A 15,523-nucleotide genomic window follows, 5' to 3' on the forward strand; every position below is an offset into this window, starting at 1 on the left:
TCGCGGGGCACTGCTGCCGTCGGTGGCGAAGGAGGCCTCCTGCCCCCAGGTGCGGTAGACGACCTCGCCTCGGAACCAGCGGGTGAGGAACGGCACCCTGGTCCGGTCGAGCCGGACATGACGCTGGTGCCCACCGGCCACCGAGTCCACGACCAGCAGGGTGGGACCGGTGCGGCCGCCCTCGGAGGGCACCAGGCTCACCCAGGCGATGCGGCCTCCCCGGCCCACCAGCGCCGGTCCGGTGCTGGCCCAGCTGCCGCAGCGCTGCGTCGTGGACGGCGAGATCGTCACGGCCGTCGGCGACCGGCTCGACTTCGACACGCTGTCGCAGCGCATCCACCCGGCAGCGTCGCGGGTGGCCATGCTCGCGGAGGAGACGCCCGCGAGCCTCGTCGTGTTCGACCTGCTGGCGCTCGACGGCACGTCGTACCTGGACGCGCCGCTGCACGAGCGCCGTGCCGTGCTCGAGGCGGCCCTCGCGGACGTCGAGGCGCCGGTCCACCTCACGCGCACGACGCGGGACAGCGCCGAGGCCGGACGCTGGTTCGAGCAGTTCGAGGGGGCGGGTCTCGACGGGGTCGTGGCGAAGCGGCTCGACGCCCCCTACACCCCGAACGGCCGCACCATGCTCAAGGTCAAGCACGCGCGCACGGCCGACGTCGTGGTGGCCGGGTACCGGCTGCACAAGACGTCGACGCCCGAGCAGCCGCTGCTCGGGTCGATGCTGCTGGGGCTGTACACCGACGACGGACGCCTGCAGCACGTCGGCGTCTGCGCCTCGTTCACCGCGACGCGCCGGGCCGAGCTGGCGGCCGAGCTCGCGCCCCTGCGCGCGGAGCTGTCGGAGCACCCGTGGGGTGCCTGGCAGACCACGCAGGCGCACGAGGACGGCCGGCTGCCGGGCGGGCAGAGCCGCTGGACCGGCACGAAGGACCTCTCGTTCGTGCCGCTGCGCCCGGAGCGCGTGGTCGAGGTCGGCTACGAGCACATGGAGGGCCGCGGCGAGGAGGGCCGGTTCCGCCACACCGCGCAGTTCAAGCGCTGGCGCCCCGACCGGGAGCCGACGTCGTGCACGTACGCCCAGCTCGAGGAGGTCGTGTCCTACGACCTCGGCGACGTGCTCGCCTAGCGGCGCGGACCGTCGCCGAGCCGTCTCAGCTGCTCCAGCAGCGCCTCGGACGGCAGGAGCTCGTCGCCCGCGATCAGGTCGTCGCGCACCTCGGTCGGCAGCGTCTCGACGCCGTCCTCGCCGAGGTGGCGCACCTCGTCGTGCAGCGCCTCCATCCGGGCGTCGAGGGCGTGCGCGGAGTCGGCGGCGTCGCAGAGGCGCTCGGCGAGGTCGTCGGGGACGGCACCGCGGTACTTGTAGTGGATCTTGTGCTCGAGGCTGGCCCAGAAGTCCATGGCGATGGTGCGCAGCTGCACCTCGACCGTGACCGGGACCGGCCCGTCCGACAGGTACACGGGCACCTCGAGCAGCAGGTGCAGGCTGCGGTAGCCGTTGGCCTTGGGCGAGGCGATGTAGTCGCGGACGTCGAGGACGGTCAGGTCGTCCTGCGACGTGAGCAGCTCGTGCACGCGGTAGACGTCGGAGACGAAGCTGCACGTGACGCGCACGCCGGCGATGTCGGTGATGGTCTCGCGGATCGACTCGAAGGTGGGCAGCGTGCCCTTGCGGCCCATCTTCTCCGCGAGGCTGTCGGGCGACTTGAGCCGCGACGCGATGTGCTCGATGGGGTTCGTGTCGTGCATGAGCGCGAACTCGTCGCGCAGGATCGTCAGCTTGGTGACGACCTCCTCCATCGCGAACCGGTGCCGGAGCATGAAGCGGGTGAAGTCCTGTCGCAGCGCCTTGGGGTCGTCGAGGTGCAGGACCTCGTCGCCCTGCCCCAGCGCCTCCTTGCTCGTCAGCTCCACGCGGTCAGCCTACGACGGGCGGTCGACGCGTGACGGGTCGTGCGCGAGGCGGTCTCGTCCCGGCGCGGTGTCGGTACGGCGCCCTACGGTGGCCCCGTGGGCGTGATGGACGAGGCGGAGCAGGTGGCTCCCGGGTCGCTGACGGCGTGGCACGACTGGTTGCGGGGGCACCACGGCGACGCACGGGGCGTGTGGCTGGAGATGTCGGCCCGCGTCGCCGAGGGCGACGATGCGCTGTCGTACGAGAACGCGGTCTGCGAGGCCCTCTGCTGGGGCTGGATCGACGGACGGGTCCGTGGCGCGGCCGACGGCCGGGGCGCCGCGATCTGGATGTCGCCCCGCCGGCGGGGGAGCGCGTGGGCGGCGTCGAACCGCGCCCGCGTGGCCCGGTTGGTCGAGGAGGGGCGGATGCGTCAGCCCGGCCAGGCCGTGGTCGACGCCGCGCGGGCCGACGGCTCCTGGACCGTCCTCGTCGGACCCGAGCAGGGCGAGGAGCCGGACGCACTGCGCGCCGGCCTCGACGCCGACCCCGCCGCCCGCGCGTTCTGGGACGCCCTCCCGCCGAGCGCCCGCCTCTTCGCGCTCACCCAGCTGGCCACGGCCAAGCGGGAGCCGACCCGCCTGTCCCGCATCGAGAAGCTGCTCGCCCAGTGCCGCGCCGGTGAGCGGCCCGACCGCTGACGCATCGCTGGACGGTCGCCCCCGCGGGCGGTGGATCGTCCACCTTCTCAGCGTCCAGACGGTGGAGAGCTCACCGCCCGGGGGAGGCGGTGTCGGGCGGTGGATCGTCCACCGTCCCAGCGCCGAGAGGGTGGAGAACTCACCGCGCCGGGGAGGCGGCGTCGAGCGGTGGATCGTCCACCGTCCCAGCGCGCCCGGACCTCAGCCCTGCTTGTTGCGTGTGTCCTTGCTGGGCTGCACGCGCTTCGGCTCACCCGGCATCTTCGGGTACTCCGGCGGGTACGGCAGGTCGCCGAGGCCGCGCTCGAGGTCGGCGCGCCAGAGGTCGAGCAGCGGCTCGAGCGACTGGGGCTCGTCGTCGATGTCGGCCCAGGCGTCGCCGCCGCGCTCCGCGAGGAGGTCGGGGATCGTGCGCAGCGTGAAGGCCATCGGGTCGTCGACGTCGGCGAGCTCGTCCCACCGCAGGGGGAACGACGCGGGCGCGCCCTGCTTCGGGCGCAGGCTGTAGGCCGACGCGATGGTGCGGTCGCGGGCGTTCTGGTTGACGTCGACGAAGATCCGGTCGCCGCGCTCCTCCTTCCACCAGGCCGTGGTCACGCGGTCGCTGCGTCGCTCGAGCTCGCGGCCGAGACCGATGGCGGCGTGCCGGACGTCGGTGAAGGTCCACCGCGGCTCGACCCGGACGTACACGTGCACGCCGTTCTTCCCGCTGGTCTTCACGTGGCCGCGCAGGCCGAGGTCGCCGAGCAGCTCCCTCACGGTGCCGGCCTCCCGGACGGCGTCGACGAACCCGGTGTCGCCGTGCGGGTCGAGGTCGATCCGCAGCTCGTCGGGCCGGTCCAGGTCCGCTCGCCGGGCCGGGCCGGGGTGGAAGGTGATGGTGCCCATCTGCGCGGCCCACGCCACGACGGCGACGTGGTCGGGGCAGAGCTCCTCGGCGGTGCGTCCGGTGGGGAAGTGCACCCGCACCGACCGCGCCCAGTCGGGCATGCCGCGCATGACCCGCTTCTGGTAGAACGCGTCGCCCTGCGGGCCGCGCCCGTGCGTGGCCTCACGGGCCGTGAGCGTCATGCCGGGCTGCACGCCCTTCGGCCACCGCTCGAGCGCGGTGGGGCGGTCGCGCAGGGCACGGACGATGCCGTCGCCGACCGCGACGTAGTACTCGACCACCTCGAGCTTCGTGACCTCCGGGCCGTGCTCGGACGCCGGGTAGATCACGCGGTCGGCGCTGGAGACCTTCACCTCGCGTCCGCCCGCGTCGACGACGACCGCCGCAGTCTTGCCTGCCATGACGGCAGCCTAGGCCCGACGCGGCGGAGGTGCCGGGCCGTGGGCTGCAGGGGGCGGCGTGGGTGAGGGTTGCCTTCTTTGAACGACCGGAATCAATAACGGCACACTGGTGTTGTGAAATACATGCGCGCCGAGGAGATGGAGTCGACCACCGTCGACGACGCCCCCACGCGCGAGCGCGTGGCGACGTCGATCCTGGAGCACGGTCCGTCGACCGCAGCCGACCTCGCCCAGCGGCTGGGCCTCACGCCCGCCGCCGTGCGACGTCACCTCGAGCAGCTGCTGGCCGACGGCGTCCTCGCCCAGCGCCAGCCGCGCTCCACGGCGCGTCGCGGTCGCGGCCGACCCGCCAAGGTCTTCGTCATCACCGACGCCGGCCGCGACACCTTCGCGCACTCCTACGACGACCTCGCCGCCGACGCCCTCCGCTTCCTCGCGGAGACCGCGGGCGACGACGCGGTCGCCGCGTTCGCAGCCCGACGCCTGCGCGCCCTCACCGAGAAGTACCGCCCGCTCGTGGAGGCCGCACCCGTCGAGGAGCCTGCTCGGCTCCCACGTCCAGCGCCTCGCGACGATCGCCCACGGCGACGGCGTGTGCACGACCCACCTGCCCCATCCCACGACCCAAGCCACAGGTCCCACCACAGAGAGGGTGTCGTCATGACGACCAACTCGATCGAAGAGCTCAACCCCGGGCTCAAGGACGTCGGCCGCTACGAGTTCGGCTGGTCCGACGCGAACGACGCGGGTGCCAACGCCCAGCGCGGCCTCAACGAGGAGATCGTCCGCGACATCTCCGCGAAGAAGAGCGAGCCGCAGTGGATGCTCGACCTGCGCCTGAAGGGTCTGCGGCTCTTCGACCGCAAGCCGCTGCCCACGTGGGGCGCCGGCCTCGAGGACATCGACTTCGACAACATCAAGTACTTCGTGCGCTCCTCGGAGAAGCAGGCCGCCTCGTGGGAGGACCTGCCCGAGGACATCAAGAACACCTACGACCGTCTGGGCATCCCCGAGGCGGAGAAGCAGCGTCTCGTCGCCGGCGTCGCCGCGCAGTACGAGTCCGAGGTCGTCTACCACTCGATCCGTGAGGACCTCGAGGAGAAGGGCGTCCTCTTCCTCGACACCGACACGGCGCTCAAGGAGCACCCGGAGATCTTCGAGGAGTACTTCGGCACCGTCATCCCCGTCGGTGACAACAAGTTCTCCGCGCTGAACACGGCGGTGTGGTCCGGCGGCTCGTTCATCTACGTGCCCAAGGGCGTCCACGTCGACATCCCGCTGCAGGCCTACTTCCGCATCAACACCGAGAACATGGGCCAGTTCGAGCGGACGCTGATCATCGCCGACGAGGACTCCTACGTCCACTACGTCGAGGGCTGCACGGCGCCGATCTACTCCAGCGACTCGCTGCACTCCGCGGTCGTCGAGATCATCGTCAAGAAGAACGCCCGCGTCCGGTACACGACGATCCAGAACTGGTCGAACAACGTGTACAACCTGGTTACCAAGCGTGCGACGTGCGAGGCCGGCGCGACCATGGAGTGGGTCGACGGCAACATCGGCTCGAAGGTCACCATGAAGTACCCGGCCGTCTACCTGATGGGCGAGCACGCCCGCGGCGAGACGCTGTCGATCGCCTTCGCTGGCGAGGGCCAGCACCAGGACGCCGGCGCCAAGATGGTGCACGCCGCCCCCCACACGTCGAGCTCGATCCTGAGCAAGTCGGTGGCCCGCGGTGGCGGTCGCACCTCCTACCGTGGCCTGCTGCAGGTCATGGAGGGCGCGTACGGCTCGGCCAGCACGGTCAAGTGCGACGCGCTGCTCGTCGACCAGGTCAGCCGGTCCGACACGTACCCCTACGTCGACGTCCGCGAGGACGACGTGACGCTCGGCCACGAGGCCACGGTCTCGAAGGTCAGCGACGACCAGCTCTTCTACTTCATGCAGCGCGGCATGGAGGAGGACGAGGCCATGGCGATGATCGTCCGCGGGTTCGTCGAGCCCATCGCGCGCGAGCTCCCGATGGAGTACGCGCTCGAGCTGAACCGCCTCATCGAGCTGCAGATGGAAGGAGCCGTCGGCTGATGACCCTCGTCGACACCGACCGCACGGTCGAGAACATCGGTCAGGCCCTGGAGCTCGACCACGTCGAGTCCCACCTGCACCCCGAGCCGTCCTACGACGTCGCGGCGCACCCGGTGCCCACGGGCCTGGAGGAGATCTGGCGCTTCACGCCGCTGAAGCGGCTGCGGGGCCTGCTCGACGGCACCCCCTCCGACGCGCACCTCACGTGGGAGCAGCAGCTGCCCGAGGGCGTCACGCTCACGCAGGTCAGCACGGCCGAGGCGCAGGCCCTGGCCGTCAACGCCCCCTTCGACCGGCTCGGCGCGCTCGCCGTGGCCAACGCCGGGGGAGCGGTGCTGCTCGACGTGCCCGCCAACCTCGAGCTCAGCGAGCCCGTGCGGCTGACGCTGACGGGTGACTCCGTCGACTCGACCGTCTGGGGCCACGTCGTGGTCCGCGTCGGCACCCACGCGAGGGCCACCGTGGTCGTCGACCACGCCGGCAGCGCGACGTACGACGCGTTCACCCAGGTCGTCGTCGGCGACGGCGCCTCGCTCGACCTCGTCACGGTCAACGACTGGGCCGACGACGCCGTGCACGCCGGCCAGTACAACGTGCGTGTCGGTCGCGACGCGTCGGTCCGCGCGTTCGAGGTCAGCCTCGGCGGCGACCTCGTCCGCACGAACGTCAACGTCGACTACGCCGGTCCGGGCGGCAGCGCCGAGCTGCTCGGCGTCTACTTCGCCGACGCCGGCCAGCACATCGAGCACCGCCAGTTCGTCGACCACACGGCACCGCGCACGAAGAGCAACGTCGAGTACAAGGGCGCGCTGCAGGGCCAGGACGCGCACACCGTCTGGGTCGGCAACGTGCTGATCCGCAAGGTCGCCGAGGGCATCGAGACGTTCGAGCAGAACGACAACCTCGTGCTCACCGACGGCGCGAAGGCCGACTCGGTGCCGAACCTGGAGATCGAGACCGGCGACATCGCCGGTGCCGGCCACGCCAGCACCACCGGCCGCTTCGACGACAACCACCTGTTCTACCTGCAGAGCCGGGGCATCGAGGAGGCCGAGGCGCGTCGTCTCGTCGTGCACGGCTTCTTCAACGACATCATCCGTCGGATCGGCGTGCCTGAGCTGCAGGCGCGGCTCGTCGAGGCGATCGAGTCCGAGCTGGCCGGTGCCGACCTGAGCAAGGTCGGCTGAGCGATGCCCGAGTCCGGACCCCAGTTCGCGGCACCCCTCGACGTCCTCGTCGAGGGGACCGCGACCGCGGTCACCGTCGACGGCGTCGACGTCGCGCTGGTACGCGAGGGCGACGCGGTCTACGCGATCCGCGACGAGTGCTCGCACGCCGCGATCCCGCTGTCGGAGGGGGAGGTGGAGGGCTGCGAGATCGAGTGCTGGCTGCACGGGTCGCGCTTCGACGCCCGCACCGGCAAGCCCCTCAACCTGCCGGCCACCGAGGCCGTCCCCACCTACCCCACGACCATCACCGACGGACGCGTCCTGGTCGACGTGTCCGCCCCCACCAGGAGCTGAACCACATGAGCACCCTCGAGATCAAGAACCTGCACGTCTCGGTGAACACCGAGGACGGCGCGAAGGAGATCCTGCGCGGCGTCGACCTCACGGTCAACAGCGGCGAGGTCCACGCCATCATGGGCCCGAACGGCTCGGGCAAGTCGACCCTCGCGTACTCGATCGCCGGCCACCCCAAGTACACCGTCACCGACGGCGAGGTCCTGCTGGACGGCGAGAACATCCTCGAGCTCAGCGTCGACGAGCGCGCCCGCGCGGGCCTGTTCCTCGCGATGCAGTACCCCGTCGAGGTCCCCGGCGTGTCCGTCGCGAACTTCCTGCGCACCGCCAAGACCGCCATCGACGGCGAGGCCCCCAAGCTGCGCACCTGGGTCAAGGACGTCAACGCCGCCCTCGAGCGCGTCACCCTCGACCCGACGTTCGCGCAGCGCAGCGTCAACGAGGGCTTCTCCGGTGGTGAGAAGAAGCGTCACGAGATCGCCCAGCTCGAGCTGCTGAACCCCAAGTTCGCCGTGCTCGACGAGACCGACTCCGGCCTCGACATCGACGCCCTGCGCGTCGTGTCCGAGGGCGTCAACCGCTACACCGACCAGGGTGACCGCGGCGTCCTGCTGATCACGCACTACACGCGCATCCTGCAGTACATCAAGCCCGACTTCGTGCACGTCTTCGTCGCGGGCAGGCTGGCCGAGTCCGGCGGTCGCGAGCTGGCCGACCAGCTCGAGGCGGAGGGCTACGACAAGTACGTGAAGGCTGCGGTCTGACATGACCTACGACGTCGAGGCGGTCCGCAAGGACTTCCCCATCCTCGAGCGCACGCTGGCGGGCGACCACCCGCTGGTGTACCTCGACAGCGCCAACACGTCCCACAAGCCGCGCCAGGTGGTCGAGGCGATCGAGCAGCACTACCTGCAGCACAACGCGAACGTGGCGCGGGCGATGCACCAGCTCGGTGCCGAGGCCAGCGAGGCGTTCGAGCTGGGTCGCACCAAGGTGGCCGGCTTCATCGGCGCCGGTCGACGTGAGGAGGTCGTGTTCACCAAGAACGCGTCCGAGGCGCTGAACCTGGTGGCCCGCGTGCTCGGCGACGCCGGCACGGTGGGGGAGGGCGACGAGGTCGTCATCTCCGAGATGGAGCACCACTCCAACATCGTGCCGTGGCAGCTGCTCACGGAGCGCACCGGCGCGACGCTGCGCTGGTTCGGGGTCACCGACGAGGGACGCCTCGACCTCGACGACCTCGACACCCTGGTCACCGAGCGCACGAAGGTCGTCTCGCTCACCTGGGTCTCGAACATGCTCGGCACGATCAACCCCGTCGAGAAGGTCATCGCTCGGGCCCACGAGGTCGGCGCACTGGTCGTCATCGACGCCTCCCAGGCCGTGCCGCAGATCCCGGTCGACGTCAGCACGCTCGGCGCCGACTTCGTCGCCTTCACGGGTCACAAGATGGTCGGCCCGACGGGCATCGGCGTGCTGTGGGGCCGCTACGACCTGCTCGCGTCGCTGCCCCCGTTCCTGGGTGGCGGCGAGATGATCGAGACCGTCACGATGGAGCGGTCGACGTTCGCCGCGCCGCCGCACCGGTTCGAGGCCGGCACCCCGCCGATCGCGCAGTCCGTGGGGCTCGGCGCCGCGGTCGACTACCTGACGGCGCTCGGCATGGAGAACGTGGCCGCGCACGAGCAGACGATCACCGCGTACGCGCTGGAGCGCCTCCAGGAGGTCGACGGGCTCACGGTCGTCGGGCCGAAGGAGGCCGTGCAGCGCGGAGGGGCGATCAGCTTCACGCTCGACGACGTGCACCCGCACGACGTCGCCCAGCTGCTCGACTCCCGCGGCGTGGCGGTCCGCGCGGGACATCACTGCGCCAAGCCGGCCCACCAGCGGTTCGGGGTGCAGTCCACCACGCGCGCGTCGTTCTACCTGTACACGACCGAGGCCGAGATCGACGCGCTCGTCGACGCGGTTCGGCACACCCAGCAGTACTTCGGAGGCCGGTGACCATGGCCGACGCATCCCAGGTGGACGCGCTGTACCAGGAGATCATCCTCGACCACTACAAGCAGAAGCACGGCTCGGGCCTGCGCGACCCGTTCGAGTCCGAGGTGCACCACGTCAACCCGACGTGCGGCGACGAGGTGACCCTGCGGGTCCACCTCGACGCCGGCACCGTGTCCGACGTCTCCTACGACGCGGTCGGCTGCTCGATCAGCCAGGCGTCGGCGTCGGTGCTGAACGACCTCGTGGTCGGCAAGCCCGTCGACGACGCCTTCGCGACGCTCGATGCCTTCCAGGCCCTCATGCAGGGCAAGGGCGAGGTCGAGCCCGACGAGGACGTCCTCGAGGACGGCATCGCGTTCGCCGGTGTCGCCCAGTTCCCGGCGCGCGTGAAGTGCGCGCTGCTCTCGTGGATGGCGTTCAAGGACGCCACCAGCCAGGCTCTCAGCACCCAGGAGGACGCATGAGCACCCCGGACCACTCCGACCTGCCCGAGGTCGACCTGAACGCCCCGCAGGAGTCCGCCGTGTCGACGGCGACGAAGGACGAGGACGTCTGGGAGGCGATGAAGGACGTCGTCGACCCCGAGCTCGGCATCAACGTCGTCGACCTCGGCCTCGTGTACGGCGTCGACGTCGACGACCACAGCAACACTGTCCTGTCGATGACGCTGACCTCCGCGGCCTGCCCGCTGACCGACGTCATCGAGGACCAGACCCGCGCCGCCCTCGACGGCATCGTCAACGACTTCCGCATCGAGTGGGTCTGGATGCCGCCGTGGGGTCCGGACAAGATCACCGACGACGGCCGCGAGATGCTGCGGGCGCTGGGCTTCAACGTCGGCTGAGACCTGCCGCGACCTCCGACCCCGACTCCCGCGCATCGCGGGGGTCGGGGTCGGCTGCGTCGGAGGGTCGAGGGCCCGAAGTCCACGGCATGACCCACGTCTCGCGGTCACGATGCGGGGGAGCGGGGCTCGGGCCCGTAGACTGCTCCGGTGAGCTACTACCAGCGGGAGTGACGACCGGACCACGTCCGGCGTTCTCGCACACCCCCTGACCACGAAAGCTCCCCATGATCACCGTCAACGACGTGACGCTGCGCTTCGGCGCCCGCGTCCTCATGCAGAACGTCTCCTTCCGCGTCGACAAGGGCGACAAGATCGGCCTCGTCGGTCGCAACGGTGCCGGCAAGACCACCCTCACGCGCATGCTGTCCGGCGACGGCCAGCCCGCCGAGGGCAGCATCACGCTCAGCGGGAAGATCGGCTACCTGCCTCAGGACCCGAAGTCCGGCGACCTGTCGATCACGGCGCGCGACCGCATCCTCGGTGCCCGCGGCCTCGACGAGGCCCTCGCGACGATGCGCAAGGCCGAGCTCGACATGGGCTCGGCCGACCCCGACGTCGCCGAGCGGGCGATGAAGGCCTACGGCCGCGCCCAGGACGTGTTCTCGGCCGGCGGCGGGTACGCCGCCGAGGCGGAGGCCGCCACCATCTCCAACGCGCTCGGCCTGCCCGACCGCGTGCTCGACCAGCAGCTGCAGACGCTCTCCGGTGGTCAGCGTCGCCGCATCGAGCTGGCCCGCATCCTGTTCAGCGACGCCGACACGATGCTGCTGGACGAGCCGACCAACCACCTCGACGCCGACTCGATCACGTGGCTTCGCGGTTTCCTCAAGACGTTCTCCGGTGGTCTCGTGATCATCAGCCACGACGTCGACCTGGTCGAGGAGACGGTCAACAAGGTCTTCTACCTCGACGCCAACCGCGCGACGATCGACATCTACAACACCGGCTGGAAGCACTACCTGCGCCAGCGCGAGGCCGACGAGGCGCGGCGCAAGCGCGAGCGCGAGATCACGACGAAGACCGCCGAGCGGCTCGTCGCCCAGGGCAACAAGATGCGCGCGAAGGCCAGCAAGGCCAGCGCCGCGCAGCAGATGCTGCGCCGCGCCGAGCAGATGATGTCCGGCCTCGACGACGTCCGCCAGGCCGACAAGGTCGCCAAGATCGACTTCCCGAAGCCGGCTCCGTGCGGCAAGACCCCGCTCATGGCCCAGGGGCTCTCCAAGTCCTACGGCGCGCTGGAGATCTTCGCCGGCGTCGACCTGGCGATCGACAAGGGCAGCCGCGTGGTCGTGCTCGGCCTCAACGGCGCGGGCAAGACGACCCTGCTGCGGATGCTCGCCGGCACCCTGCAGTCCGACACCGGCGAGATCCAGCCGGGCCACGGGCTCAAGATCGGCTACTTCGCGCAGGAGCACGAGACGCTCGACATGGACCGCACGGTGCTCGAGAACATGCAGCGCTCCGCGCCGGAGCTCACCGACACCCAGGCGCGCAGCGTCCTCGGCGCGTTCCTGTTCTCCGGCGACGACACCGCGAAGCCGGCCAAGGTGCTCTCCGGCGGAGAGCGGACCCGCCTCGCGCTCGCGGGACTCATCGTCTCCAGCGCGAACGTGCTGCTGCTCGACGAGCCGACCAACAACCTCGACCCTGCCTCGCGCGAGGAGGTGCTCGACGCGATCCGCCGGTACGAGGGCGCGATCGTGCTCGTGTCCCACGACGAGGGCGCCGTGCGCGCGCTCGACCCCGACCGCGTGCTGCTCCTGCCCGACGGCGACGAGGACCTGTGGAACGACGGCTACGCCGAGCTGGTCTCCCTGGCCTGACCCGCGGCCCCCGTGCGAGGTCGGGGGCGTGACAGAGCCCGCCGTCCGGGTCTAAGGTCGTCAGACCACCAGGACCTGAGTCCCGACACCGGGAAGTCCGTGCAGGGCGGGCAGCCTGACGCCGGGGCGTCGAGGAGCTGCCATGGCCAACCGTCGGCACCACCGTCTCGTCGGACCGATACGCGCCTCCTGCGCCGCGGTGGTCCTGGTCGTGGTCGGGCTCGCCGTCACGGCACCCGACGCGGCCGACGCGGAGGACGACCAAGCGTCGATCACCTACTCGACGGAGTGGACCCAGACGGAGTCGGCCACCGTCACCGAGTCGGCCACCGTCGACGGCTACGTGGGATACGGGGAGGCGACCGCCAGCGCGACGGCCACCCGCACCGGGACCGCGACCGCCGCGACCCAGTGGGAGGCGTACTACGACGCCACCATGGACGCCTACGAGAAGGCCCGTGCCGCCGCCCTCGAGGAGGCCGACGCGCAGGCGCGTGCGCTGGCGCGGGAGCGGGCGGTGGCCGACGCCCAGGCCCAGGCCGACGCGGCGTCGTCCGGCGAGGGCACGGGTGCGCCGTCGTGCGGTGCGCAGCGCCTCAAGTCCGACGGCACGCCGTGGACGTGCACGTTCGCCGACGAGTTCAACGGCACCACCCTCGACACGTCGAGGTGGCAGCGGATCACGACCGAGGGTTCCAGCTTCAGCTACGGCGACTGCTTCCTGCCCGACGGCGACAACGTCGCCGTCCGAGACGGGGCGCTGCGCCTCACCACGCGCCGCGAGGCGTCGGACGTGACCTGCCGGGCCGGCGACCGCACGGTCACGACCCCGTGGACCTCCGGCTCGGTCAGCTCGCTGGGTCGCTTCTCCCAGACGTACGGCCGCTTCGAGTTCCGGGCCGCGATGCCCGCCGTCGACGGACCGGGCTTCCAGTCGGCGCTCTGGCTGGTCCCCGACGAGCCCACCCACTACGGAGGCTGGCCGTACTCCGGCGAGATCGACGTGGTCGAGTACTACGCCCAGTACCCGGACCGCCTGATCCCCGCACTGCACTACGGGTCCGCGTCGCCGTGGTCGACCCGCACGAACAACGACTGCCGGGTCTACGAGCCCAGCAGGTTCCACACGTACGGGCTCGAGTGGACGCCGACGACGCTGACCGTGACGATCGACGGCACCACGTGCCTGGAGCACCGCATCGACCCGGAGGAGCCGCTCACGGCGCCGCAACCCTTCGACCGACCGTTCAACCTCAACCTCACGCAGATGCTGGGCTCGGGGGAGAACAGCGTCCCCGAGGGGGCGACGGCGACGCCGAGGACGATGAGCGTCGACTACGTCAGGGTGTGGCGCTGACGTCCTCGCGGTCGCCGTCGCGCGTGGACGGCGGGCCACCGTGGCCCGCACGTCGCTCCAGCCACTCGATCCGCGCGAACCAGACGAAGCCGGCCAGCGCGAGCCCGGCGAAGAACCACCACTGCAGCCCGTAGAAGAAGTGCGGTCCGCCGCCGAGGTCGGGCTTCGGCTCGAGCTCGAGCCCGCCGGTGCCGCCGGTCTGCTCGCGCAGGTTGAGGTAGCCCGAGCGCACGTCGTACGGGAGCGAGCCGGCGAGCCCGGTGCTGGAGACGGAGCGGACCTGGCCGTCCACCGGCGTCGTCGCGTCGGCACCGGCGTTGCTGTCGGGCCGCAGCCAGCCCTGTACCGTGACGGTCCCGCTCGGTGGCGCGGGGACGTCGCTGGGGGCGGCCGCGGTGTTCGACGTCGGCACCCAACCGCGGTCGACCAGCACGGCGCTGCCGTCGTCGAGGAGCAGCGGCGTGACCACCTCGGCGCCGGGGCGCCCGTCGCGGGTGCTGAACTTCACCGTCACCTGCGACGTCGGGTCGTAGCGGCCCTGCGCGACGACCCGCGTCCACTCCAGGTCCTTCGTGACCTTCAGGCCGACCGGTGCCACCTGGTCGAGGGGGACGGGGTCGGCGGCCAGGTGCTGCTCGACCCGCTCGTTCGACTCGTGCCGGACCTCGCGCTTGTGCCACTGCCAGTCGCCCATGAGCACGCACACGACCGCGAGCGCCACGACGGCGAGGAAGAACCCGATCCACCGGGCGCTGAGCAGGAACCGCACGCCTCGAATCTAGCCGCCCGACACCAGCGGGCTCCGGCGAGGTTGGGTCCTCGCTCCTAGACTGGGGGGATGCAGCTCGGTGACAGACATGGACGTGTGGCCACCGACCTGCGGGTCTCGTTGACGGACCGCTGCAACCTGCGCTGCCAGTACTGCATGCCGGCCGAGGGGCTCGACTGGATGCCCACGGCCGAGGTGCTCACCGACGACGAGGTCGTCCGGCTGATCCACGTCGCCGTCACGCGTCTCGGCGTCGTCGACGTGCGGTTCACCGGCGGCGAGCCGCTGCTGCGTCGCGGACTGGCCTCGATCGTCGCGGCCACCAAGGCGATGCCGGGGTCGCCGCGCACCGCCATCACCACGAACGCCCTCGGGCTGAGCCGCACGGCCCACGCGCTGGCCGCCGCCGGCCTCGACCGGGTCAACGTCAGCCTCGACACCACCGACCCGGAGATGTTCCACCGGATCACGCTGCGCGACCGCTTCCACGACGTCGTCGCCGGGCTCGAGGCCGCCGCCGAGGCCGGGCTCACCCCCGTCAAGATCAACGCGGTGCTGCTGCGGGGCCTCAACGAGGACGAGGGGCCCGCGCTGCTGCGCTGGTGCATGGAGCGCGGCTACGAGCTGCGCTTCATCGAGCAGATGCCGCTCGACGCGCAGCACGGCTGGGACCGCAGCCGCATGATCACCGCCGACGAGATCCTCGCGCGACTCTCCGAGCACGTGACCCTCACGCCGCTGGACGGGCGGGGGAGCGCCCCGGCCGAGAAGTTCCAGGTCGACGGCGGCCCCCACACGGTGGGCATCATCGGGTCGGTCACGCGGCCGTTCTGCGCCGACTGCAACCGTGTCCGCCTGACCGCCGACGGCCAGGTGCGCACGTGCCTGTTCGCCCGCGAGGAGTCCGACCTGCGGGCCGCGCTGCGCGGGGGAGCCGACGACGACGAGCTGGCCCGCCGGTGGGTCGAGGCCATGTGGGGCAAGGCGGCCGGCCACGGCATCGACGACCCCACGTTCCTGCAGCCGTCGCGACCCATGTCGTCGATCGGCGGCTGAGGACCTCAACCCTCGAGCGGGAGCGTCTCCTTGTAGAAGCCGCGCGCGTCGAGGAAGCGCCGCAACGACTGCTCGTGCTCCTCGCACGCCAGCCACGTCTTGCGGCGGTCGGGCGTGTGGATCTTCGGGTTGTTCCACTCGATCCGGTGCAGGGCCGCCGCCGTGCACCCC

The 15,523-nt window shown here is 71.2% G+C and carries 16 protein-coding genes and 1 pseudogene; 13 read left to right on the forward strand and 4 right to left on the reverse strand.

Annotated features, from left to right (window positions below; genetic code table 11):
- Window positions 1–201: hypothetical protein (locus tag A6Q79_RS09065; protein ID WP_317697883.1), on the reverse strand; the 201-nt coding region annotated here is incomplete at its 3' end.
- 7 nt (window positions 202–208) lie between these two features.
- Between A6Q79_RS09065 and A6Q79_RS09070 the strand changes: the two genes are divergently transcribed.
- Window positions 209–1,129 (forward strand): ATP-dependent DNA ligase, encoded by a 921-nt coding sequence (locus A6Q79_RS09070; protein ID WP_317697885.1) that lies wholly within the window; start codon window positions 209–211, stop codon window positions 1,127–1,129.
- Here the strand turns inward: A6Q79_RS09070 and A6Q79_RS09075 are convergent.
- Complete coding sequence (locus A6Q79_RS09075) at window positions 1,126–1,917, reverse strand: GTP pyrophosphokinase family protein (protein WP_236749705.1); 792 nt, start codon at window positions 1,915–1,917, stop codon at window positions 1,126–1,128. The genes A6Q79_RS09070 and A6Q79_RS09075 overlap by 4 nt on opposite strands.
- A 105-nt stretch (window positions 1,918–2,022) precedes the next feature.
- On the opposite strand from A6Q79_RS09075, the gene A6Q79_RS09080 reads away from it, so the two are divergent.
- On the forward strand, window positions 2,023–2,598 hold the full coding sequence (locus A6Q79_RS09080) for a YdeI/OmpD-associated family protein (protein WP_317697894.1): 576 nt from the start codon (window positions 2,023–2,025) through the stop codon (window positions 2,596–2,598).
- A gap of 201 nt (window positions 2,599–2,799) precedes the next feature.
- Here the strand turns inward: A6Q79_RS09080 and A6Q79_RS09085 are convergent, their stop codons facing one another.
- Window positions 2,800–3,888, reverse strand: a complete 1,089-nt coding sequence (locus tag A6Q79_RS09085) for a DNA polymerase domain-containing protein (RefSeq protein WP_067857646.1) — start codon at window positions 3,886–3,888, stop codon at window positions 2,800–2,802.
- A 138-nt stretch (window positions 3,889–4,026) separates the two neighbouring features.
- Between A6Q79_RS09085 and A6Q79_RS09090 the strand changes: the two are divergent.
- From A6Q79_RS09090 to A6Q79_RS09135, 10 genes and pseudogenes are all read left to right on the forward strand, one after another.
- Window positions 4,027–4,137: pseudogene (locus A6Q79_RS09090) on the forward strand (transcriptional regulator); the annotation flags it as partial.
- A 411-nt stretch (window positions 4,138–4,548) separates the two neighbouring features.
- Window positions 4,549–5,973: a Fe-S cluster assembly protein SufB gene (gene sufB / locus A6Q79_RS09095; protein WP_067857641.1), complete on the forward strand. Its 1,425-nt coding sequence runs from the start codon at window positions 4,549–4,551 to the stop codon at window positions 5,971–5,973.
- Window positions 5,973–7,160: a Fe-S cluster assembly protein SufD gene (gene sufD, locus A6Q79_RS09100; RefSeq protein WP_286689763.1), complete on the forward strand. Its 1,188-nt coding sequence runs from the start codon at window positions 5,973–5,975 to the stop codon at window positions 7,158–7,160. The genes sufB and sufD overlap by 1 nt, the downstream gene beginning before the upstream one ends.
- Before the next feature lie 3 nt (window positions 7,161–7,163).
- Window positions 7,164–7,496, forward strand: coding sequence for a non-heme iron oxygenase ferredoxin subunit (locus tag A6Q79_RS09105; protein ID WP_253022086.1), 333 nt, complete (start codon window positions 7,164–7,166; stop codon window positions 7,494–7,496).
- Window positions 7,497–7,501: 5 nt separating this feature from the next.
- Window positions 7,502–8,260, forward strand: coding sequence for a Fe-S cluster assembly ATPase SufC (gene sufC / locus A6Q79_RS09110; RefSeq protein ID WP_067857633.1), 759 nt, complete (start codon window positions 7,502–7,504; stop codon window positions 8,258–8,260).
- A gap of 1 nt (window position 8,261) precedes the next feature.
- Window positions 8,262–9,500 (forward strand): cysteine desulfurase, encoded by a 1,239-nt coding sequence (locus tag A6Q79_RS09115; protein ID WP_286689764.1) that lies wholly within the window; start codon window positions 8,262–8,264, stop codon window positions 9,498–9,500.
- A gap of 2 nt (window positions 9,501–9,502) precedes the next feature.
- Window positions 9,503–9,964: a Fe-S cluster assembly sulfur transfer protein SufU gene (gene sufU / locus A6Q79_RS09120; protein WP_067857627.1), complete on the forward strand. Its 462-nt coding sequence runs from the start codon at window positions 9,503–9,505 to the stop codon at window positions 9,962–9,964.
- Window positions 9,961–10,344, forward strand: coding sequence for a metal-sulfur cluster assembly factor (locus tag A6Q79_RS09125; protein ID WP_067857624.1), 384 nt, complete (start codon window positions 9,961–9,963; stop codon window positions 10,342–10,344). Before sufU ends, A6Q79_RS09125 begins: the two co-directional genes overlap by 4 nt.
- 227 nt (window positions 10,345–10,571) lie before the next feature.
- Window positions 10,572–12,170, forward strand: coding sequence for an ABC-F family ATP-binding cassette domain-containing protein (locus A6Q79_RS09130; RefSeq protein ID WP_067857621.1), 1,599 nt, complete (start codon window positions 10,572–10,574; stop codon window positions 12,168–12,170).
- A gap of 142 nt (window positions 12,171–12,312) precedes the next feature.
- On the forward strand, window positions 12,313–13,527 hold the full coding sequence (locus tag A6Q79_RS09135) for a family 16 glycosylhydrolase (RefSeq protein ID WP_067857618.1): 1,215 nt from the start codon (window positions 12,313–12,315) through the stop codon (window positions 13,525–13,527).
- On the opposite strand, the gene A6Q79_RS09140 is transcribed toward A6Q79_RS09135, so the two are convergent.
- Window positions 13,511–14,296 (reverse strand): SURF1 family protein, encoded by a 786-nt coding sequence (locus A6Q79_RS09140; protein ID WP_067857615.1) that lies wholly within the window; start codon window positions 14,294–14,296, stop codon window positions 13,511–13,513. The genes A6Q79_RS09135 and A6Q79_RS09140 overlap by 17 nt on opposite strands.
- Window positions 14,297–14,365: 69 nt before the next feature.
- Between A6Q79_RS09140 and moaA the strand changes: the two genes are divergently transcribed.
- Window positions 14,366–15,352 carry a GTP 3',8-cyclase MoaA gene (moaA, locus tag A6Q79_RS09145; protein WP_067857613.1) on the forward strand — a complete coding sequence of 329 codons (987 nt, stop codon included), beginning with the start codon at window positions 14,366–14,368 and terminating at the stop codon, window positions 15,350–15,352.
- The last annotated feature ends 171 nt before the right edge of the window (window positions 15,353–15,523 follow it).

Origin of the sequence: Aeromicrobium sp. REDSEA-S32_B7 (genome assembly GCF_001626145.1) — a bacterium.
Classification (GTDB): domain Bacteria; phylum Actinomycetota; class Actinomycetes; order Propionibacteriales; family Nocardioidaceae; genus Aeromicrobium; species Aeromicrobium erythreum.

Excerpts from the sequence above, each read along its gene's own strand:
- A6Q79_RS09135 (WP_067857618.1), top strand. The coding sequence starts at position 12,313 with ATGGCCAACCGTCGGCACCACCGTCTCGTCGGACCGATACGCGCCTCC.
- A6Q79_RS09130 (WP_067857621.1), top strand. The coding sequence starts at position 10,572 with ATGATCACCGTCAACGACGTGACGCTGCGCTTCGGCGCCCGCGTCCTC.
- A6Q79_RS09125 (WP_067857624.1), top strand. The coding sequence starts at position 9,961 with ATGAGCACCCCGGACCACTCCGACCTGCCCGAGGTCGACCTGAACGCC.
- sufU (WP_067857627.1), top strand. The coding sequence starts at position 9,503 with ATGGCCGACGCATCCCAGGTGGACGCGCTGTACCAGGAGATCATCCTC.
- A6Q79_RS09080 (WP_317697894.1), top strand. The coding sequence starts at position 2,023 with ATGGACGAGGCGGAGCAGGTGGCTCCCGGGTCGCTGACGGCGTGGCAC.
- A6Q79_RS09085 (WP_067857646.1), bottom strand. The coding sequence starts at position 3,888 with ATGGCAGGCAAGACTGCGGCGGTCGTCGTCGACGCGGGCGGACGCGAG.
- A6Q79_RS09070 (WP_317697885.1), top strand. The coding sequence starts at position 209 with ATGCGGCCTCCCCGGCCCACCAGCGCCGGTCCGGTGCTGGCCCAGCTG.
- A6Q79_RS09105 (WP_253022086.1), top strand. The coding sequence starts at position 7,164 with ATGCCCGAGTCCGGACCCCAGTTCGCGGCACCCCTCGACGTCCTCGTC.
- moaA (WP_067857613.1), top strand. The coding sequence starts at position 14,366 with ATGCAGCTCGGTGACAGACATGGACGTGTGGCCACCGACCTGCGGGTC.
- sufB (WP_067857641.1), top strand. The coding sequence starts at position 4,549 with ATGACGACCAACTCGATCGAAGAGCTCAACCCCGGGCTCAAGGACGTC.
- A6Q79_RS09115 (WP_286689764.1), top strand. The coding sequence starts at position 8,262 with ATGACCTACGACGTCGAGGCGGTCCGCAAGGACTTCCCCATCCTCGAG.
- sufC (WP_067857633.1), top strand. The coding sequence starts at position 7,502 with ATGAGCACCCTCGAGATCAAGAACCTGCACGTCTCGGTGAACACCGAG.
- sufD (WP_286689763.1), top strand. The coding sequence starts at position 5,973 with ATGACCCTCGTCGACACCGACCGCACGGTCGAGAACATCGGTCAGGCC.